A 21,998-nucleotide genomic window follows, 5' to 3' on the forward strand; every position below is an offset into this window, starting at 1 on the left:
GTTAGCGACTTCTAGGAACAAGCTAACGGTCGCTTAGCTACGGCTTAGTCGCCGTAAACATCGTAGTTGAAGTATTTACCCGCGATTTCTTGGTAAACACCTTTTTCACGTAGCGCGTTAATCGCTGCGTCTAGCTTCTTCGTCAAATCTTTATCTTGTTTACGAACGGCAATCCCCATACCTTCACCAAACCATTTAGGGTCAGTTAAAGAAGGACCAACAAATTCATACGCTTCACCGCCCGCTTTGTTTAGTACGCCTTCTTCAAGGGCAGATGCATCACCCAATACAGCAGCGATACGACCGTTAGCAAGATCTAGGTACGCTTCGTCGAATGAACCGTAGCGAACGATTTCGACATCGTCACCGTAGTTATCCGTCAAGTACTTGTCGTGTGTCGTCGCACGTTGAACACCAACTTTCACATCTTTAAGATTATCAAAATCTAAACCTGCGCCTTTCTTAGCGATGAATTTGTTTGGAATTTGAGCGTACTTACCAGTGAAGTCGACTTTCTTTTTGCGTTCTTCAGTGATAGACATTGCCGCAATGATCGCATCGTATTTACGGGCAAGTAGAGAAGGAATGATGCCATCCCAATCCTGAGCAACGATCTGACACTTCACTTGCATCTCTTCACAAAGTGCATTTGCCATATCTACGTCAAAGCCTTTGATTGAGCCATCGGTTTCTGTCCAGCTAAACGGAGGGTAAGCGCCCTCAATACCAAAGCGAACGGTTTTCCATTCTTTCGCTTGAGCCATACCAGACACTGCCGTCGCAGCAAGCGTTGCTGCTAATAACCACTTTTTCATTTCCATACTCCTGTGATTGCTTTTATTTGGTTTTGATTGTTGTGCTTAATAGGTGGCAAAAGACTGCCACCCAAGAAATATTAGTAGATTGATGAGATAAATTGCTGTAATCGTTCCGAATCTGGGTTTGTAAATAGCTTAGCTGGATCTCCCTGTTCTTCCACTAAGCCTTGATGCAAAAACATCACATGGTTAGATACGTCACGCGCAAAAGCCATTTCATGCGTCACAACTAACATGGTTCGGCCTTCATCAGCCAAGTCTCGCATTACCCCCAAAACTTCACCAACTAGCTCAGGATCGAGTGCGGAGGTTGGCTCATCGAACAACATCACTTCAGGGTCTACTGCAAGCGCACGAGCAATAGCGGCACGTTGCTGCTGACCACCAGAAAGGTGCCCTGGGTAGTAATCTTTGCGTTCATATAGTCCAACTTTTTTCAAAAGCAGCTCTGCGTTTTCAATCGCTTGTGCTTTCGGCACGCCAAGAACATGAACCGGTGCTTCAATCACGTTTTCTAGAACGGTTAGATGTGACCAAAGGTTAAAGCCTTGAAATACCATGGCTAAACGAGAGCGAATACGCTGTACTTGCTTTTCGTTGGCAGGAACGGACTCCCCTGCTCGGTTATTTTTCATTTGGATAAGCTCACCGTTTACCCAAATTTCGCCGGCAGTTGGGGTCTCAAGAAGGTTAATACATCTTAGGAAGGTACTCTTACCAGAACCGGAAGAGCCAATGATGGAGATAACATCTCCTTTATGAGCGGCAAGTGAAATGCCTTTAAGAACTTCATTCTGTCCAAATGTTTTGTGCAGGTCTTTGATATCTAGCGCTGGTACGTCATTCATTGCGCCTTACTCCCTGTGTTTTAATCACTGCAATAAGGGACTCCGCCCTCTTTGAATTGGAACAAACTATCACCACCCTAGAGAAGTTGCAACAAATTATTAACCTAAATAATTCGAATAGATAGATACAACAATCAAATGAATATGCAATATTTAGCGTTATATTCTTTTATTGTTGAATAATTGACATAAAAAAGCCCCTCAAGAGAGGGGCTAAATAAGATACAAAACTGTTAATTAGTTCTCTCTAAAAGCAGAGTTTTAGTTTGTGCCACTCGGTTTGCCATATCACGAACTTGTTTCTCATTCATAACAATACCAAGCACATCTTCTTTAGTGTCTGTACCATTACCGTTAGCAAAAGCTGTTAAGAAGTCTGCTGCTTGTACATCACCTTCGTCTTCGGTGAAAACATAGCTTTGTGTGATCTGAGAGCTATTAGAGATCACAAGATCATCTTCAGCACCAGCAGGTACACTTGAGTAATCCAAATCTGGTACAACAATACTACGTTCAATCAGTGAGTAAACAGAGTGCCTTACCACATATGGCGTAGACCCTACAGTTGTACCTTCTTGGTAGCTTACGCGCTGCAGTCCGTTTTCGTTACCCAGACCGATACTATCTGATAGATCAACAACGCTATTTGACACACCTGGTTTTGTATTCTGAGTGTTGTTTACAGCAAACAGTGAAGCATCATCAACTACGATACTAAAGTTGTCAGAAACTTTGTCCGTATATGCTGCTTCCCATCCCGGAGTTGAGATTGTGCCATCAACACTGAATGTCCACACATCGCCTTTTAAAGCATCAGGGTGATAAAAAGCACTCGTCTTAGGCACTTCAGCTAGACGATAAGCAAAGTTTTTATAAATCGTATCAATATCAATAGTAGAAAAATTGATACCAGAAGAACTCACCATTGGAGTAGAAGGTGTACCAGCAAATACCATGCGATCGTCCGCCCAATCCTCAAAACCATATTGGTATAGAGAAGAACGAGCATCTGTTCGGTACTGAGCAACCATTGTTATTTCAGTGCTCACTGCTGGCAACACTTCGCCTTTAGTAAAGCGTGATTCGTTTGCCGTTACCGTCTCTAGCTGAGAATCAAAGTAGAACGTTGAATATGGGTTACCTACGGCATCTTCTGCCGCTTTGTAATCGAGGTTTGTTTTATTAACGATCGAGTCGTTGTTTCCTGTTAGACAGGTAGTATTACTCACATTAGCATCGGCTGAAAGGTATACATTTCGTAGCGAAGAGTCGGCTTCCAACAGATCTTTTGAGAATGTGATGGCATTAATGATAGTGCCATTTACTTCTTGCACCGTCACGCTGCCGCCATCAGGAATCGACTGTAGAATGATAGTCAGTTTATCGTTGTTCGCTGTTACTAAGTCACCTTCACGGTTTCCTGACGCATCAGAGTAGTAAGCCGTTAGTTGAGTATCAAGAACGCCACCTAGACGATGGTAGTTCAACACTTGCTCTTCATTATTCAAGTCAAAACGATCATAAATCGTACATGAACCATTACTTGCCAACGCTTGAGTTTTTGCTGCAACAAAGGTGAAGTTAAAAGGAGTTTGAGGTGCACCGCCACCGCCGCCACCGCCGCCGCCACAACCGACCATTAATCCCGAAATAATTGCCACTAGCGGCAGTACTTTAAGCTGTTTCATGTCTTCTTCCTAAACTGAGCGGCAATGATTAGCCAAAAAATCGTCTCTGCTTGGTACTAAGCAAGAATGAAGCCAGCTTTTTATACAACCTATGAATGACATCAATAAATATTATTGAGCACTATTTCTGCAAAACAAAGTCTAATTTTATGCAACTTGTGTAATCGAATTACACACGAAATAACCATGTTGTTCGCATGCCAGACACTTTCTGTAGTTTTCTTTCACATCTATTCTTAAAGTGATCTAAATCAATCACCCCAAAGGGCTATCTTGCTAGACTCCGCCCCAATGATGAGGAATTTTTTGTGCCTCAACACAACAAGTTATTAGCTATGCTTAGGCACGAGTTGTTCGTGCAACAAAATCTAATAATAGCTAGCATAGGAAGTGCCGCAGGAAGCGGAAAAACACAATTCAATTTAGAATTCATAACTTTTAAATATATGAGGAATCTATGTCAGACGCAGTGAATAAAGCGCACTCTGATTCGGATATCGAGACTAAAAGCTACCGCGAGCTTCACCGTCCATCATCTGAGTTCGCAAGCCGTTCAGACTACCTAGACCACGAACTACAAATCATGAAGCCACGTCGCTATGGTTTGAACTTACCAGGTCGTGACTTCCGCTTTGAGCTTGAAGACCTTGTTCCAGCACTTGCTGGTACTATCGGTATTATCGCAATGTACTCTGCGGTAATGATGTCTTGGGCTGAAGGTCTTACTGCAGCATGGGACCACGTTAACTTAGGCAAAGATTTTGCTATCGAAGTTGCTCGTGTAGAAATGCTTATCCCTGCACTCCTTTTCTGTGTACTTGCTTCTGGTTTTGTTAACCCTAAAGCCAACCTTGCAGGTAACCACGGTCCAATGATCCCTCTTATTGGTACCATCGCTCTAGCTGGTGCCCACCCTCTTGCATTGGCAATTCTAATCGGTGTATTCGGCCTTCTACTAAGTGCCTTGAAAGGCGGCTCCAAACTGGTGAACCTCACCTCAGAAGGTACAGCCGGTGGCTTGCTTATCTTCTTGGGCTTAACAGGTACCATGAGCCAAATTACTTCGATTCAAGAATGGGCGGTTGGTCTACAATCTTCTACTGTTGAAGCGGGCAGCATGGGTTACGTTGGTCTTATCGTACTAGCAGTGACTATCGCGCTATACGCGTTCCTTGCAAAAGTGAACAAGCGTTGGCTAGCAATTCCAGTATGTGCTTTCACAGGCCTTGCAATCGCGCTTGTACTAGGTGCAGGTTTCGATATTAAATTCGTAACTGAAACAGGTCTTCCTAACCTAAACCCAGTTTACTGGTGGGGCAGCACAGAAGAAGGTTGGATGCTAGGTCTTCCTAATATGGAACACTTCATCGCATCACTACCGTTTGCAATCCTAGCAGTAGCAATGTGGTCTCCTGATTTCCTTGGCCACCGTATCTTCCAAGAACTGAACTACCCTAGAAAAACTGAAAAAGTACTAATGGACGTTGATGACACAATGACTATGTGTTCTATCCGTCAGATGGTAGGTACAGCGGTGGGTGGTGGTAACATCACTTCATCTTGGGGTACTTACATGATCCCAGCAGCGATCGCGAAACGCCCTATCCCTGGTGGTGCTATCCTTCTAGGTCTTTTAGTAATGATCATCGCAATCCTTGGTTTCCCAATGGATATCGCGGTATGGCCACCAGTAATGCGTGTTGCTCTTCTTGTAGGTGTATCTCTACCTCTACTTGAAGCGGGTATGCAAATGGTGAAAGACTCGAAAGATTCTCAAGCAGCAGGTATCTGTATCTTTGGTTCAGCAGTTGTTAACCCGGTACTTGCTTGGGCACTGACGATGCTTCTAGACAACAACGGTCTAATTGGTGATAAAGAGCGTGCATCTCGCCTATCATTTGTAGACAAGATTGTGATCCCTGTAGGTGTACTTGTTATCTGTTTAGTCGCTATGCTTGCAGTAGGTATGCTAGAAGGACAATATGGCATTAAAGCTTGGCTATAATGACATTCGTTCAAAAATTGTGTGGGTAGCGCTTGTCGCTACCCAATTTTTATTGAGTTTTTTTAGTATTTATTGATTTAGTTTAAGGTTTGCAAAATTTTTTTAGTGTAGCCTTGAATTGTGGTTGGGAAGAACCCACATTGTTAGCAGTGACAATATTTATAGTTTTATGAACCAAACTTTCTTATTTAAGACTATAAATATTGTTATTCATTAAGAGTGTACTGTTCTCCATTTGAAAGTGGAGATAGCTGGCTCAACGGCGAACCAGTACGTATTTTTTTCTACTACAAAGGTAGGTATGTCATGGCAGAGCAATTTGCTAAAGCTTGGGAAGGTTTTGCTGCAGGCGACTGGCAAAACGAAGTAAACGTTCGTGATTTCATTCAGAAGAACTACACTCCGTACGAAGGCGACGAATCTTTCCTAGTTTCTGAAGGTACTGAAGCGACTAACAAGCTTTGGGCTAAGGTAATGGAAGGTATCAAACAAGAGAACGCGACTCACGCTCCTGTTGATTTCGATACTTCAGTTATCTCTACCATCACTGCTCACGATGCAGGCTACATCGAAAAAGACCTAGAAACTATCGTAGGTCTACAAACTGAAGCTCCTCTTAAGCGTGCAATCATCCCTAACGGTGGTATCCGTATGGTTGAAGGTTCTTGCAAAGCTTACGATCGCGAGCTTGATCCACAAGTTAAGAAAATCTTCACAGAATACCGTAAAACGCACAACGCTGGCGTATTCGATATCTACACTCCAGATATCCTAGCATGTCGTAAATCAGGCGTTCTAACTGGTCTTCCAGATGCTTACGGCCGTGGTCGTATCATCGGTGACTACCGTCGTGTTGCTCTATACGGTATCGACCGTCTAATGCAAGACAAGCTAGCTCAATTCAAGTCTCTACAAGAGCGTTTTGAGAACGGTGAAGATCTACAGATGACTATGCAGCTTCGCGAAGAGATCGCTGAGCAGCACCGTGCACTTGGTCAAATGAAAGTTATGGCTGCGAAATACGGCTGTGACATCTCTCGTCCAGCTGAAACTGCACAAGAAGCAATCCAATGGACTTACTTCGGTTACCTAGCAGCTGTTAAATCTCAAAACGGCGCAGCTATGTCTCTAGGTCGTACTTCTACTTTCCTAGATATCTACATCGAGCGTGATATCGCTGAAGGTAAGATCACTGAAGTTGACGCACAGGAAATGATCGACCACTTCGTAATGAAACTACGTATGGTTCGTTTCCTACGTACTCCTGAGTACGATGATCTATTCTCTGGCGACCCAATCTGGGCAACAGAGTCTATGGGTGGTATGGGTCTTGACGGTCGTACGCTAGTTACGCGTTCAAACTTCCGTTTCCTAAACTCTCTATACACAATGGGTCCTTCTCCAGAGCCAAACATCACTGTTCTTTGGTCTGAGCAACTACCTGAAGGCTTCAAGAAGTTCTGTGCGAAAGTATCTATCGATACTTCATCAATCCAGTACGAGAACGATGACCTAATGCGTCCAGACTTCGAGTCTGATGACTACGCAATCGCATGTTGTGTATCTCCAATGATCATTGGTAAACACATGCAGTTCTTCGGCGCTCGCGCTAACCTAGCTAAGACTCTTCTATACGTTATCAACGGCGGTGTGGATGAGAAACTGAAGATCCAAGTTGGTCCTCAAATGCCTAAGATCACTGACGAAGTTCTAGACTTCGACGATGTATGGGGCAAACTAGACCACTTCATGGATTGGCTAGCTAAGCAGTACGTGACTGCACTAAACAGCATCCACTTCATGCATGACAAGTACAGCTACGAAGCTGCACTAATGGCTCTACATGACCGTGACGTTCGTCGTACTATGGCTTGTGGTATTGCTGGTCTATCTGTTGCAGCTGACTCACTATCTGCAATCAAATTCGCGAAAGTTAAACCAGTTCGTGACGAAGATGGCGTAGCAATCGACTTCGAAATCGAAGGCGACTACCCTAAATTCGGTAACAACGATGCTCGCGTAGATGACATCGCTTGTGAACTTGTTGAAGTATTCATGAACAAGATTCGTCAGCTTAAGACTTACCGTGACGCAATCCCTACTCAGTCTATCCTAACTATCACTTCAAACGTGGTATACGGTAAGAAGACTGGTAACACGCCTGACGGTCGTCGCGCAGGTGCTCCTTTCGCACCAGGTGCTAACCCAATGCACGGCCGTGACGAAAAAGGTGCTGTAGCGTCTCTAACGTCTGTAGGTAAACTACCGTTTGCTCACGCTAAAGATGGTATCTCTTACACGTTCTCTATCGTACCTAACGCTCTAGGTAAAGATGAAGGTTCACAACGTGCTAACCTTGCTGGTCTAATGGATGGTTACTTCCACCACGAAGCTGGCGTTGAAGGTGGTCAACACCTAAACGTGAACGTTCTTAACCGCGAAACTCTAGAAGACGCTGTTAAGCACCCAGAGAAATACCCTCAGCTAACAATCCGTGTATCTGGTTACGCTGTACGCTTCAACTCTCTAACTGCAGAGCAACAAGCTGACGTAATCGCACGTACATTCACTGAGTCTCTATAAGACTGATTGAATTAGCACTTTGAGTGATAGAACAGAGGCCGATGCTGTATAGCGTCGGCCTTTTTTTGTGTCTTGAACTAAAGTTGTGACATTGCCTAAGATTTTGTTCTCGATCTTCCGTATGATGCGCAAAAAGCTTGCAAACATCCTATATGAAACTTAGTAAATTAATCGTCCTTGCCTTGGTGTCTCCAGCGGCACTTGCAACCACAAAATCCACAGTCTCTTTCACTTTAGATAACGATGGCATCTTTGGCGTAGACCAAGATTACACCAACGGTATTTTCCTTTCTTACGCAACCGACAAATTGCGTGAAGACTCTGAGTGGAAATGGTTTACCTTAAACGGCAACGGCCAAAGCAACGTAGATAAAATTGAGTTGGTCCTGGGCCATAAGATGTACACACCTAGTGACATTGAAGCCGACTACCCTCTTGTTAATGACCGCCCTTATGCCGGCTACCTTCATACCGAAATCAACTACATCTCACTGACGCCTGACCAAGCAGTACGTTACAACTTCACCATCGGTGCGACTGGTGAGAGCTCGCTGTCAGAAAAAGCACAGGAATTAGTTCATAGCATTACGGGTTCAACCGATCCTCAAGGCTGGGACTACCAAATTGATGATGAGATCGCATTCAGCGTAGGTTACCGTGCATTCAACAAACTGATGCGCAGCGAAGGCGAAAGTACACAGTGGGAAATCACCAACGTAAACGACATCAACGCAGGTAACTTCCGTAGTGACGTTTCACAAGGCGTGATGTTCCGTTGGGGTACCAACTTAGCAAACAGTATTGGCGCGGCAAACATCAGCGTCGAGAGTCCATTCCACGCGAGTATGCTGGCTAAAAGCACTTCGAGTTGGTTCTTGTTTACCGGATTCGAGGGGCGTTACCGCTTTAACGACATCACTATCGAAGGCGATCGTTCTGGTCTTCCTGAGCCATCAGATCAATACGATGTGACGCTACAAAACTGGCAAGCAAGTGCGGTTGCTGGTGCGACTTGGTACAACCAAAATTATGGCGCAAGCTTAACCTTCACGGTAAAAACACCGGACTATAAAGAGGCACAAACCGATGTTTACGGCACTGGCTCTCTTTCTTTCTTCGCCTTCTTCTAATTAAATGCCCCTATGCGGCGTGTGAGTTTTCATTCGCCGCTTTCTTTGCTCACTATCTCACCAACGAAAGCCCTCTTAGACTGTTTTAACCCTGCAATTTGTAATAAAATAACGGTCAGAATTTATTAAAAAATGAGAGCAAAAGATGTCAACAACTGGTCGTATTCACTCATTTGAGTCATGTGGTACCGTAGACGGACCTGGTATCCGTTTTATCGTCTTCTTGCAAGGTTGCCTAATGCGTTGTAAGTATTGCCATAACCGTGATACTTGGGACACGCATGATGGCAAAGAAGTTACGGTTGAAGAGATTATTGCAGAAGCAAAAACTTACCGTCACTTTATGAATGCATCTGGCGGTGGTGTCACGTGTTCTGGCGGTGAAGCAATGCTTCAACCTGAGTTCGTTCGTGACTTCTTCCGCGCTGCTCAAGCAGAAGGCATTCACACTTGTCTGGATACCAATGGCTACATCCGTAAACACACTGACGTGATCGATGAAGTGTTGGATGCGACTGACCTAGTCATGCTTGACTTAAAACACATGAAAGACGAAATCCACCAAGACTTCATTGGTGTGTCTAACCGTCGTGTTTTAGACTTTGCTCGTTACCTACATAAGATCGGTCAAAAGACTTGGATTCGTTACGTGGTAGTACCTGGTTACACTGATGAACCAGAGGCTGCACACATGCTTGGTGAGTTCATCAAAGATATGGACAACATTGAGAAGGTAGAGCTCCTTCCTTACCACAAACTTGGTGCACACAAGTGGGAGGCTCTGGGTCTTGAGTACCCGCTTGATGGCGTTAACCCTCCGTCAAAAGAGACCATGGACGAAATCCAATCGATCCTTTCTAAATACCACTCAAATGTGAAATACTAAGCCTCGCTAGGCTATTGAATATTTTGAAGATACCAGCAGCTCGCTGGTATTTTTTTGTCTATACGTTGCCTAATACATCAAACAAACTACCACTTTCGATGCCCTGTTAAAGCCGTATCGGACGTATATCAAGGTAGTAAACAAGAAGTAAACTCGCAGGAATCAGAGTTGGGATAGTACACATGGATTGGTTTAATTTTGTCTCGATCATCATTGTTGGTTGGGTTTTTATAGCTTATTGCTTGCCAGATTGGCGCAACGCCGTTTGGCCTAAGATGACACATGAGAAACCTTTCCAACACTTGGTCTTCGCCACACTGTTTCTGCTGTGTATTTTGTGGTCTGCGCAGGCTGGTGTGAAGGATGGCCTTCAGATTCACTTTCTAGCGCTAACAACATTGACCATGATGTATGGCTGGCGAATCGCGTTTCTACTTAGTATCCCTGCCATGCTCGTCAACCATTTGCTGCATGGTATTCCACTGTCTATGTTGCCTTCAGCATGGGTTCTTTCAGCACTAGTGCCGATACTCATCAGCTATCTAATTTTTTTGCTCAGCTACCGTTACCTTCCACGTAACATTTTTGTTTTCATTTTTGTGGCCGGGTTCTTCAATGGAGCACTCACCGGCAGCCTGCATTTACTCATCAACTCGTTTTATCATCTTTCTGTGGGTCACTACGACTGGCAAACTATCCAACACAATTACTTTGTTTTCGTTCCGCTACTCGCCTTCCCTGAAGGCCTACTCAACGGGATGTCTCTGGCCGTATTGACCGTATTCAAACCAGAATGGTTGCGAGTATTTTCAGACCGAGACTATATATACAATCACTACCATAAATAAGCTGTCATCACCCATTAACACGGTGTTTGTAAACTGGCTAAATTCGACAATTCTTGCCATTTTTCATATTAAATATGTGTTGAGATCATGTTTCACCTTCGTCCGAAACGTTAACCTAAGCACATTAAAAATGTATTAGATTATTTAGTGAGGTCATCATGGAAATGTCAAACGCTCAACGTTTGATCCTATCAAACCAGTACAACCTAATGTCTCAACTTGACCCTAACAATGCGGCAAAATACAAGCGTCTACAAACTATCGTAGAACGTGGCTATGAGTTGCAAATGCGTGAGTTGAACAAAGATTTTGGCTGCATCACTGAAACAGAATGTCGTGAAATTATCGATATCATGGAGATGTACCATGCAATGCAAGAATCCAACAAAATGCTGGATGATGAAGAGCGTAGCAAAGTTGATCAGCGTCGCCTTCAGTTCCTTGGCTTCGACATCGCAACAGAAGCACAGCAAGTGCATTACGTGCGCTTCCTAGTGGATTCAGAAGGTCTTTACCCTCAATTTGATAAAGCAGACCACCACTTCAACAGCCAAATGCCAACGCTAGAGAAATACCGTCGCATGCTAAAAACGTGGCGCAACTGCCCTCGTCAGTACCATCTATGTGCGAACGAGTTAGCGCAAATCTTTAGTGCATAACACAGCAAGTATTTGAAAAGGAGAGCAAAGGCTCTCCTTTTTTCTTTTGCCCTGTCACAATTAACCTCATTCCTACCAACGCACTTTTGCCTATCTTTCCCCTTGCTTACGTACGAATCACTCATTCCCGTGATTCAAAGCCAAATATCTGATTTCTCAACCTCCTATTCACAGCACAAATTTTTCTCTCTTCAAACAGTGATTCAAATGTCACTTTTGCAATAAATTCATAATTGTTAAGCAAAATTGGAAATCCCCGACTAGGCTTAGAATGAGAAAGGGAGTGATTGAAAGGTACCTATCCATCGTTCTCCGTTGCAGTGAAAAATGTCCATAAAGCAAAGTCTTTGGTGTTGTCTAGCTTGCATTCAGTACAAACCAAACGAGATAACAGGACGTATAAGTTCATACAACGAAGGGCATATCAAGGATGGATAAGCCTGCGTCAACGTTCGTCGGTAGACTGACTAGTTAAAGGGGAAAGCGACATGAGTATTTTCGACCACTATCAATCAAGATATGAAGCTGCAAAAGATGAAGAGATGTCGTTACAGGAGTTTTTGGCCCTGTGTAAGGATGACAAAAGCGCTTATGCCAACGCGGCAGAACGACTACTGATGGCTATCGGAGAGCCGGAAGTCATTGATACTGCTCAAGACCCAAGATTGAGCCGCATCTTCTCAAACCGAGTTATCTCTCGTTATGAAACCTTCAAAGACTTCTATGGCATGGAAGATGCAATCGAACAGATTGTTTCTTACCTCAAGCATGCTGCGCAAGGTTTGGAAGAGCGCAAACAAATTCTGTACTTACTCGGCCCTGTGGGTGGTGGTAAATCATCGCTTGCCGAGAAATTAAAAGCACTGATGGAAAAAATGCCCGTTTATGTATTGAGCGCAAACGGTGAACGAAGCCCAGTAAATGACCATCCATTCTGTCTATTCAATCCGACAGAAGACGGTGAGATCTTGAAGAAAGAGTATGGTATTGAGCATCGTTACCTACGCTCAATCATGTCACCGTGGGCTGCGAAGCGCCTGCACGAGTTTGGCGGTGATATTACCAAATTTAAAGTGCTGAAAGTTCGCCCATCTATCCTCGACCAAGTAGGTATCGCGAAAACTGAACCAGGTGATGAAAACAACCAAGATATTTCATCGCTGGTTGGTAAAGTCGATATCCGCCAACTTGAGCATTTCTCACAAGACGACCCAGATGCCTACAGCTACTCTGGTGCACTGTGTAAAGCGAACCAAGGCTTGATGGAATTCGTTGAGATGTTTAAAGCGCCAATCAAGGTGCTACACCCACTCTTAACGGCAACTCAAGAAGGTAACTTTAACGGTACTGAAGGTCTATCGGCGATTCCATTCGACGGTATGATTTTGGCTCACTCGAACGAATCCGAGTGGCAAACCTTCCGTAACAACAAGAACAACGAAGCGTTCTTGGACCGTGTTTACATCGTGAAAGTGCCTTACTGTCTGCGCGTATCGGAAGAAGTGAAGATCTACCAGAAACTGCTTGAAAACAGTGAGCTGTCTAAAGCGCCTTGTTCACCTAGTACACTCGAAACTCTGGCTCAATTCAGTATTCTTTCGCGACTCAAAGAGCCTGAAAACTCGTCCATTTTCTCGAAGATGCGCGTGTATGACGGTGAAACCCTGAAAGACACCGATCCGAAAGCGAAGAGTTACCAAGAGTACCGCGATTACGCTGGCGTTGATGAAGGCATGAACGGCCTATCAACACGTTTTGCGTTCAAGATCCTGTCTCGCGTATTCAACTTCGACCAAACAGAAGTGGCTGCAAACCCAGTTCACCTGTTCTATGTGATTGAACAGCAAGTGGAACGTGAACAGTTCCCTTCTGAAGTGGCAGAAAAATACCTTGAGTTCTTGAAAGGTTACCTAGTGCCTCGTTATGTCGAGTTCATTGGTAAAGAAGTTCAGACTGCTTACCTAGAGTCTTACTCTGAGTACGGTCAAAACATCTTCGACCGCTACGTCACATACGCAGACTTCTGGATTCAAGACCAAGAGTATCGTGACCCAGAAACTGGTCAGCTATTCGACCGCGCTTCTCTCAACGCAGAGCTAGAAAAGATCGAGAAAACAGCAGGCATCTCTAACCCGAAAGATTTCCGAAACGAAATCGTCAACTTTGTGCTTCGTGCGAAAGCCAATAACAATGGTCAGAACCCAGTTTGGACCAGCTACGAAAAACTGCGCACGGTAATCGAGAAGAAAATGTTCTCCAATACCGAAGAGCTGCTTCCGGTTATCTCGTTCAATGCGAAAACCTCTTCTGAAGATCAGAAGAAACACGACGACTTTGTCGCTCGCATGATGGAAAAAGGCTATACCGAGAAACAGGTTCGCCTACTTTCTGAGTGGTACCTACGAGTACGTAAGTCATCCTAACCAGTTTGAGTTAGGTCGCTTGTGAAACATGAAGAGGGCTATTTCATGGCGCAATTTATAGACCGAAGGCTCAATGGCAAAAACAAGAGCGCTGTTAATCGACAGCGCTTCTTGAAACGCCATAAAGAGCAGATTAAAGAGTCGGTAGCTGACGCAGTGAATCGACGCTCGATCACGAACACGGAAACGGGCGAAGACGTCGCTATACCGCACAAAGACATTAACGAACCTATGTTTCATCAGGGTAAAGGGGGCGTGCGTGACCGCGTGCATCCTGGCAACGACCAATTTATCACTGGTGATAAGATCGAACGCCCGAAAGGTGGCGGCCAAGGCGGAGGTGCTGGTGAAGGCAATGCGAGCCCTGACGGTGAAGGCCAAGACGAGTTCGTTTTCCAAATTTCAAAAGATGAGTACCTCGATATCTTGTTTGAAGATTTAGAGTTACCGAATCTTGAGAAGAACCAAATTGCCAAAATCACAGAGTGGAAAACTCACCGTGCGGGGTATCAAACCGCAGGTATTCCATCCAACATTGCTGTCGTTCGTTCACTACAACAATCTTTGGCACGACGCACCGCAATGACAGCAGGTAAGAAACGTCTTCTAAACGAGTTAGAGGACGAACTTACTCGCATCAAAAACATCGAGCCCGCTCAACAGCTCGAAGAAAATCGTCTGAAGAAGGAAATAGAAGAGCTACGCAAGAAAATTGAGAGCGTACCCTTTATTGATACTTTCGACTTACGTTTCAAGAACTATGAGAAGCGCCCAGTGCCTTCAAGCCAAGCGGTTATGTTTTGTCTGATGGATGTATCTGGTTCTATGGATCAAGCCACCAAAGACATCGCAAAACGCTTCTATGTACTGCTTTATCTGTTCTTAACGCGTACCTACGAGAATGTGGAAGTGGTCTTTATTCGTCACCATACCCAAGCGAAAGAAGTGGATGAACATGAGTTCTTCTATTCGCAAGAAACGGGTGGCACGATTGTATCGAGCGCACTTAAGCTGATGAACGAAATCGTCCAAGACCGCTACCCGGTGGGTCAATGGAACATCTACGCAGCACAGGCATCCGATGGTGACAACTGGGCTGACGACTCGCCTCGCTGTCGTGAGTTACTCGTCAATAAACTACTGCCTAATTGCCAGTACTATTCATACATTGAGATCACGCGTCGCTCACACCAAACACTGTGGCACGAGTATGAGAAACTTAGCGAATCGTTTCCAAACTTCGCCATGAAAAACATCCGCTCCGTGGAGGATATCTTCCCAGTCTTCCGTGAACTATTCCAAAAAGAAACGGCGTAAGGAGGCTAGCGATGAATACCGCAACGACAAACCTTTCGGGGGAAGCCTCGAAGAAGCGCAGAGAAAATATGCTTCCAGACGGTCCAGATTGGACATTTGAATTGCTGGAGCGTTACCACAAAGAAATCAAGCGTGTGGCGGAGCATTATCGTCTCGACACCTACCCTAACCAAATTGAGGTCATTACCTCAGAACAAATGATGGATGCATACTCAAGCATCGGTATGCCCATCAACTACAACCACTGGTCATTTGGTAAAAAGTTCATCCAAACGGAGCAGAACTATAAGCATGGTCAAATGGGCTTGGCTTACGAAATCGTGATCAACTCAAACCCATGTATCGCTTACCTGATGGAAGAGAACACCATCACTATGCAAGCGCTGGTTATTGCTCACGCTTGTTATGGACATAACTCGTTCTTCAAGGGCAATTATCTGTTCCAAACTTGGACTGATGCTAGCTCAATCATTGACTATCTCTTGTTTGCGAAGAACTACATTGCGGAATGTGAGGAGCGCTATGGCGTACACGAAGTCGAACAACTACTCGACTCTTGCCATGCCTTAATGAACTTCGGTGTGGACCGTTACAAGCGCCCTGAGAAGATTTCCATTAACGAGGAAAAAGCCCGCCAGGAAGAGCGTGAAGCTTACCTGCAATCGCAAGTGAACGAACTATGGCGAACCGTTCCACAATCGAAAACCAAAGAAGAAGACATCAAAGTGCGCTTCCCGAGCGAGCCACAAGAGAACCTGCTCTACTTCTTTGAAAAACACGCACCATTGCTTGAACCTTGGCAGCGCGAGATTGTGCGTATCGTGCGTAAGGTAAGCCAATACTTCTATCCACAGAAGCAGACTCAAGTCATGAACGAAGGCTGGGCAACCTTCTGGCACTACACCATCCTTAATCACCTTTACGATGAAGGTTTAGTGTCTGAAAAGTTCATTCTCGAGTTTCTGCACAGTCACACGAGCGTGGTTGCACAACCCCCTTACAACAGCCCTTACTTTAGCGGCATTAATCCATATGCGCTTGGCTTTGCGATGTTCCGCGATATCAAACGCATCTGTGAAGAGCCAACCGATGAGGATAAAGAGTGGTTCCCTGAGTTAGCAGGAACAGACTGGCTAGATGCGGTTCACTTTGCCATGCATAACTTCAAAGACGAGAGCTTTATTAGCCAATACTTGTCACCGAAGCTCATGCGTGATTTCAAGTTGTTTGCCATCAACGATGATGATCGTAAGAACTTCGTCGAAGTTGCAGCCATTCATGATGAAATGGGTTACCGACGTATTCGTGAAACGTTAGCTGCGCAATATAACTTGGCGAATCTAGAGCCGAACATTCAAGTCTTTAACGTGGATGTGCGAGGCGACCGCTCTCTAACGCTTCAGTATGTTCCTCATAATCGCATTCCTTTGGATAATAGTTATGAAGAAGTCTTGAAACACGTTTACCGCCTATGGGGCTTTGATGTGATTCTTGAAGAAGTGAAAGACACCGGCCACAGAGAAATTCTCTCAACATGTCCGAAACGCAATCAGTACGACACCAATATCTAACCGATACAGCGTCCGATCTATCTTAGATACAAAAAGGCTCCTCAATGAGGTAATGCCGATCGGTTTAGAGACTTGAATGATCTTGGGATCATATGATAATCCTCACTAACAACGTTAGTGGGGATTTTTTATGTTTGCTCAAGAGTTGGTTTTGGCTCATGAAACGATAGAGGATGGTAAAAACTACGAGTCTGTAGTTAATGCCATTCAACTTGAATGGATAGAGCAAGCTTTGCTTGATACATCTAAAGCAAGTATTAGGAGACGACGTCTACCAGCGCAACAAGCGGTTTGGCTTGTTATTTGGATGGGACTGCAACGGAATAAATCAATTAAGGAAGTGTGTAGTTCTCTTGACTTAGCTCTTCAACCCGAACCTCAGAATACATGGTCTCGTGTTGCACCTAGTGTGCTAACTGACTCTAGGCGACGTTTAGATGAGGCTCCTCTTGCCGCTTTGTTTAAAACCTCTGTGGCGGCTTGGGAGAGCGACGCACTAGTAAAAGATAAGGTGCTAGGGCTAAGCATCATGGCCGTGGATGGTACAACTTTTCGTTGTCAAGATTCAGAAGACAATGCGCTAGCATTTGGATTCATCTCTCAAAAACATAAACCTTATCCTCAACTTCGCTTGGTCGGCCTAATGGCGACCGAGACTCGCTTTATGATGGGGGCTGCATTCGATGCTTGTCAGGTTGGCGAGGCAACGTTAGCTCGCAGATTATTAGCAGACGTGCCAGCCAACTCGCTAACATTGTTTGATCGTTGCTACTTTTCCGCCGACCTGTTGATATCGTGGAATGCAGCAGCCTCCAATAGTCACTGGCTAACCCCCTTAAAACGGAAATTAAGATATGAAGTCGTAGAGCACTTTGCTGAAAACGACATGCTTATTTCTATGCCTATCTCACCACAAGCTCAGCGTAATAACCCTAATTTACCGACTCATTGGCAGGCACGCCTCATCCTCTATAAAGACCCAAAAGGTGAAATTGAAGGCTTTATAACTTCCCTTGTTGACCCTGAGAAATACTCATTAGAAGATTTATTAGCTGTCTATTGGCAACGCTGGGAAATAGAAGAAGGTTACGGTGAGATAAAGCAAACTCAGCTACAAAGCGAGGTTACCTTGAGAAGTCGTTTTGCTGTTGGTGTTAGACAAGAGCTTTGGGGAATACTGCTAGCGTACAATTTGGTGCGCTTAGAGATGATTCATATTGCTCAAGACGCCGATGTAAGCCCAACTAGAGTCAGCTTTACAGCGGCAATAAACTTAATAGATACCCAGTTACGTTGGTTGGCACTTAGTCCTGATGGAACTCTACCGAGCAAACTCAAGCAAATGAGGGAGAGCATAAGTCACTTCATTTTACCGGATAAAAGAAAGGACCGAACGTATCCACGTTCAGTCCTTTTTGTCCCTACAAAATATCCATTTAGATATAAGCATTAATGCTTATCCGAACGGCATTACCTCAATGAGGAGCCTTTCTAATTCTAAAATCAATACTCACTTATTGTGCTTGGCTAGCGACAATAGCTCGTACTGCTTCTAAATCTTCTGGCGTATCAACACCAGCTGCTGGGGCTTCTTTTGCCACTTCAACATGAATTTTTTCACCGTACCAAAGCACGCGAAGTTGCTCTAGACACTCGATTTGCTCAAGTACGCTTGGCTGCCAATTCACATAAGTATTGATAAAACCAGCACGGTAAGCGTAGATGCCGATGTGACGCATCAATGGATTCGCGATGGTTCTGTCTTGCTTGGCAAAGTTGTCACGATCCCAAGGGATCGTTGCACGACTAAAGTACATAGCGTAACCACGCTCGTCCGCAACCACTTTCACCGCATTCGGGTTGAAGACTTCTTCTTCCGATTCAATCTCAACCGCAAGCGTTGCCATTGGTGCATCGCAACCTGCTAGGTTGTCAGCGACTTGGCGAATAATAGACGGCGGAATCAATGGTTCATCACCCTGAACGTTCACCACGATGTGGTCTGCAGGGATTGCCATTTTTTCTACCACTTCTGCTAGTCGCTCAGTGCCAGACTCGTGGTTTGGCGAGGTCATACAAACCTTGCCACCAAACTGCTCTGCCGCCGCCGATACGCGCTCATCGTCAGTTGCGATAATCACGTCTTCAGCTCCCGCTTGTAACGCTTGCTCATAAACCCATTGGATCATTGGTTTACCACCAATGTCTGCCAACGGTTTACCCGGTAAGCGGCTCGACGCGTAGCGTGCAGGAATGACAACCGTAAAAGACATTAGCGTCCCTCGTCCATGCTCATGGTTCGTGCTTCTGGCTCAAGCAGAACAGGAATACCCTCTTTGATTGGGTAAGCAAGGCGATCCAGTTTGCAGATCAACTCTTGATTATCTTTATCGTACGTCAGCTTACCTTTGCACACAGGGCAAGCTACAATCTCAAGCAGACGGTGATCCATAAGTCGCTTTAACCTCTTTAATTCGATTTAAAATTCGCTCTGCGTCGTTTGATTCAAACTGAGCAGAAACAGGCAGATACCACCAATTATCTTGCGCATAACTGTCGCATTTGACGGCATCCTTTTCTGTCATAATCACATTCGCCCCTTGTTGAGCCAATGCTTGTAATTCTTGCTGATCAAAGTCTTGATGATCGGCAAAGCCTTTCGTCACTTTGACATCCGCATTCATTGCGTTAAGTGTATTAAAAAATCGTGGTGGATGCCCAATCCCCGCAAACGCAACGAGATCACGTAATTCACTGACCTCGACCTGTTGCTTGGTCTTCAGGTTGATCGCCTTTGATGGCGCTAAAGACATTGGCATTTCGCCATGCTGAGCTTGACCACCATTAGTGATGATAAAGTCGACTTCAGCAAGACGCTCTACCCCTTCACGTAGCGGGCCAAGTGGAATAAGGCTTTCATTGCCAAAGCGGCGATTACCATCCACGATAACAAACTCGATATCTCGCTCTAAAGCATAATGCTGGAGGCCATCGTCAGTAATAATGATGTCAACGCCAGTTTCAAGCAATGCTTTCACCGCATTGGCACGAACCGGATCTACAGCGACAGGCGCGCCAGTACGGCGATAAATCAGTTTCGGCTCGTCACCACAGTGTTTCGCTGGTGTATTGTCATCCAAAACAAGCGGATACTGAGGCGCTTTCGCCCCATAGCCACGAGACACAACGCCTGGTTTGTAACCACGCTGCTGTAATTGCTCCACCAGCCACACAACAACCGGTGTTTTACCATTGCCCCCAGCCGTAATGTTGCCCACCACAACTACAGGCACTGGCGCTTTGTAAGCTTGTTTTTTACCTGATTGATATTGTTGACGCTTAGATTTACTGATCGCACCAAACAACAAACTCAGTGGCCACAAAAGCGGCCACAGCAGATATTTGAGAGGATGGTTTTCGAACCAGATTTTTTCAACCACAGTTCTTAGGCACCAAATTGGATTCGATGAAGTTGAGCGTATGCGCCATCTTTCTTGGCAATCAGCTCAGCGTGGTTACCACGTTCAACGATCGAGCCTTCATCTACCACTAGAATTTCATCTGCATTCTCGATAGTCGATAGTCGGTGAGCGATCACTAGTACCGTCTTATCTTTTTGCAGTTCATCCAGTGCCGATTGAATAGCACGCTCAGATTCCGTGTCCAGAGCTGATGTTGCTTCATCAAGAACCAAAACAGGGGCATCACGAAGAAGTGCACGAGCAATGGCTACACGCTGACGTTGACCGCCAGATAGACTCGCGCCATTCTCACCAATCATCGTATCAAGGCCGTCTTCCATTTTGCTGACGAACTCAGTGACGTGAGCAAGTTTAGCGGCACGTTCGATGTCTTCACGTGTGTATTGATCTTCTGTCGCGTAAGCAATGTTGTTTGCAATCGTGTCATTAAACAAATGCACGTTTTGCGAAACAAGCGCGAACTGCTCTCGAAGATTTTTAAGTTCGTAATCTCGAATATCGTGACCATCTAGCGTAATCGAACCGCTGCTTACGTCGTAGAAGCGGTTGAATAAGTTCGCGATGGTACTCTTACCTGAGCCTGAACGACCAACAAGAGCCACCGTCTTGCCTTTTGGAATATCAAAGCTCACGTTCTCAAGTGCTGGTTTCTCTGCACCTTCGTAGGTAAAGCTAACTTCCTTCACTGAAACATCACCATTTGCACGTTCTACAGTGAACTTACCTTCATTCTTCTCTGGCTCTAGATCTACCAGTGCGAACAAGGTTTGGCTTGCTGCCATACCACGTTGGAACTGTGACGTTACGTTGGTCAGCGCTTTAAGCGGACGCATCAAACCAAACATTGCAGAGAACACAACGGTAAATGTACCCGGCGTTAATTGATCTTTGATTGAGTCGATACTTGCTAGGTAAAGCACAACAACAATCGCGATAGACGCGATCATTTGAATGATTGGGTTTGCTGCCGCTTGAGCTGTCACCAACTTCATGCTTTGTTGACGCATTTGGTTGCTGACTTTTTCGAAGCGTTTGCCTTCGATATCTTGACCACCGTAGCTTAGTACGACTTTGTGACCTTTCAGCATTTGCTCAGCAGACGCCGTCACATGGCCCATCATGGTTTGCATGTTCTTAGAGATCTTACGGAATCGCTTAGAAACGATACCAATACCCCATGCAACAACTGGAGCAACAGCAAATAGAACCAAAGAAAGCTGCCAGCTGTTGTAGAACATCAACACAAGAAGACCGATGATGCTCGCACCTTCACGTACAATGCTAACCAATGCTTGGCTTGTTGCGGCAGAGACTTGTTCTGAATCGTAAGTAATACGGGATAGCAAGTTACCTGTTTTTTCTTTGTCAAAGTAAGACACAGGCATGTGCATAAAGTGGTTGAACACCATTCTACGAATTTGCATTACCACATTGCCGGATACCCAGCTTAAGCAGTAAGTGGAAACAAATCCGCTCACACCACGAATAAACATCATGGCGAAAACAATCAATGGAAGCGTGCGTAGAAAATCAGATTCCGCATTACCAAAACCTTCATCAAGAAGCGGTTTTAGCAAAGAAATCATATAGGTATCTGAAAGTGCATTAATGACTAACGCAATGACGGCAACGATAATGCCCGACTTATAAAGGCGAATAAATTGCCATAGACGCTTAAACGTCTGCCAGGTCGTTTCATCAGTATTTATCGACATAGAAGTGCTTTATTTTCTTACATTA

General features: G+C 44.9%; 17 protein-coding genes. 10 read left to right on the top strand and 7 right to left on the bottom strand.

The annotated features are described in order from the left end of the window. Window positions 1–44: 44 nt before the first annotated feature. The 3 genes from A9237_RS03335 to A9237_RS03345 all read right to left on the bottom strand — a co-directional run bounded on the left by A9237_RS03335 (window position 45) and on the right by A9237_RS03345 (window position 3,354). Window positions 45–815 carry an ABC transporter substrate-binding protein gene (locus tag A9237_RS03335; RefSeq protein ID WP_009707114.1) on the bottom strand — a complete coding sequence of 257 codons (771 nt, stop codon included), beginning with the start codon at window positions 813–815 and terminating at the stop codon, window positions 45–47. Window positions 816–895: 80 nt separating this feature from the next. Then, window positions 896–1,666, bottom strand: coding sequence for an ABC transporter ATP-binding protein (locus tag A9237_RS03340; RefSeq protein ID WP_005446708.1), 771 nt, complete (start codon window positions 1,664–1,666; stop codon window positions 896–898). Between the two features lie 233 nt (window positions 1,667–1,899). Then, the gene (locus A9237_RS03345; RefSeq protein WP_078607669.1) at window positions 1,900–3,354 is read right to left on the bottom strand and encodes a flagellar sheath protein A; all 1,455 of its coding nucleotides are present in this window, start codon (window positions 3,352–3,354) and stop codon (window positions 1,900–1,902) included. Between the two features lie 457 nt (window positions 3,355–3,811). Here A9237_RS03345 and A9237_RS03350 point away from each other — a divergent pair, with 457 nt between their 5' ends. From A9237_RS03350 to A9237_RS03395, 10 genes are all read left to right on the top strand, one after another. Beyond that, window positions 3,812–5,359, top strand: a complete 1,548-nt coding sequence (locus A9237_RS03350) for a DUF3360 family protein (protein ID WP_005437465.1) — start codon at window positions 3,812–3,814, stop codon at window positions 5,357–5,359. A 306-nt stretch (window positions 5,360–5,665) separates the two neighbouring features. Then, on the top strand, window positions 5,666–7,942 hold the full coding sequence (gene pflB, locus A9237_RS03355) for a formate C-acetyltransferase (RefSeq protein ID WP_009707116.1): 2,277 nt from the start codon (window positions 5,666–5,668) through the stop codon (window positions 7,940–7,942). 152 nt (window positions 7,943–8,094) lie between these two features. Then, a complete protein-coding gene (locus A9237_RS03360) occupies window positions 8,095–9,072 on the top strand; it encodes a lipid A deacylase LpxR family protein (RefSeq protein WP_005437468.1) in 978 nt (325 codons plus the stop codon). A gap of 145 nt (window positions 9,073–9,217) precedes the next feature. Next, complete coding sequence (gene pflA, locus A9237_RS03365; protein ID WP_078607670.1) at window positions 9,218–9,958, top strand: pyruvate formate lyase 1-activating protein; 741 nt, start codon at window positions 9,218–9,220, stop codon at window positions 9,956–9,958. Between the two features lie 182 nt (window positions 9,959–10,140). Beyond that, on the top strand, window positions 10,141–10,806 hold the full coding sequence (locus A9237_RS03370) for an energy-coupling factor ABC transporter permease (RefSeq protein ID WP_078607671.1): 666 nt from the start codon (window positions 10,141–10,143) through the stop codon (window positions 10,804–10,806). Window positions 10,807–10,964: 158 nt separating this feature from the next. Beyond that, window positions 10,965–11,465 (top strand): YfbU family protein, encoded by a 501-nt coding sequence (locus tag A9237_RS03375; protein ID WP_020195025.1) that lies wholly within the window; start codon window positions 10,965–10,967, stop codon window positions 11,463–11,465. A 488-nt stretch (window positions 11,466–11,953) separates the two neighbouring features. After that, window positions 11,954–13,888 carry a PrkA family serine protein kinase gene (locus tag A9237_RS03380; protein ID WP_005437480.1) on the top strand — a complete coding sequence of 645 codons (1,935 nt, stop codon included), beginning with the start codon at window positions 11,954–11,956 and terminating at the stop codon, window positions 13,886–13,888. A gap of 45 nt (window positions 13,889–13,933) precedes the next feature. Continuing rightward, complete coding sequence (locus A9237_RS03385) at window positions 13,934–15,205, top strand: YeaH/YhbH family protein (RefSeq protein WP_009707120.1); 1,272 nt, start codon at window positions 13,934–13,936, stop codon at window positions 15,203–15,205. A gap of 11 nt (window positions 15,206–15,216) precedes the next feature. Next, on the top strand, window positions 15,217–16,776 hold the full coding sequence (locus A9237_RS03390) for a SpoVR family protein (RefSeq protein WP_005437485.1): 1,560 nt from the start codon (window positions 15,217–15,219) through the stop codon (window positions 16,774–16,776). Window positions 16,777–16,906: 130 nt separating this feature from the next. After that, window positions 16,907–18,229, top strand: coding sequence for an IS4 family transposase (locus A9237_RS03395; protein WP_078607672.1), 1,323 nt, complete (start codon window positions 16,907–16,909; stop codon window positions 18,227–18,229). 61 nt (window positions 18,230–18,290) lie between these two features. Here the strand turns inward: A9237_RS03395 and kdsB are convergent, their stop codons facing one another. Genes kdsB through msbA form a run of 4 tightly spaced genes read right to left on the bottom strand, consistent with a single transcriptional unit; the run spans window position 18,291 to window position 21,973 of the window. After that, complete coding sequence (gene kdsB / locus A9237_RS03400) at window positions 18,291–19,049, bottom strand: 3-deoxy-manno-octulosonate cytidylyltransferase (RefSeq protein WP_078607673.1); 759 nt, start codon at window positions 19,047–19,049, stop codon at window positions 18,291–18,293. Then, window positions 19,049–19,228, bottom strand: a complete 180-nt coding sequence (locus tag A9237_RS03405) for a Trm112 family protein (protein WP_005378451.1) — start codon at window positions 19,226–19,228, stop codon at window positions 19,049–19,051. Before A9237_RS03405 ends, kdsB begins: the two co-directional genes overlap by 1 nt. Beyond that, the gene (gene lpxK / locus A9237_RS03410; RefSeq protein ID WP_078607674.1) at window positions 19,209–20,216 is read right to left on the bottom strand and encodes a tetraacyldisaccharide 4'-kinase; all 1,008 of its coding nucleotides are present in this window, start codon (window positions 20,214–20,216) and stop codon (window positions 19,209–19,211) included. Before lpxK ends, A9237_RS03405 begins: the two co-directional genes overlap by 20 nt. A gap of 5 nt (window positions 20,217–20,221) precedes the next feature. After that, window positions 20,222–21,973, bottom strand: coding sequence for a lipid A ABC transporter ATP-binding protein/permease MsbA (gene msbA / locus A9237_RS03415; RefSeq protein ID WP_041054851.1), 1,752 nt, complete (start codon window positions 21,971–21,973; stop codon window positions 20,222–20,224). Between the last annotated feature and the right edge of the window lie 25 nt (window positions 21,974–21,998).

Origin of the sequence: Vibrio owensii, assembly GCF_002021755.1 — a bacterium.
Lineage (GTDB): Bacteria > Pseudomonadota > Gammaproteobacteria > Enterobacterales > Vibrionaceae > Vibrio > Vibrio owensii.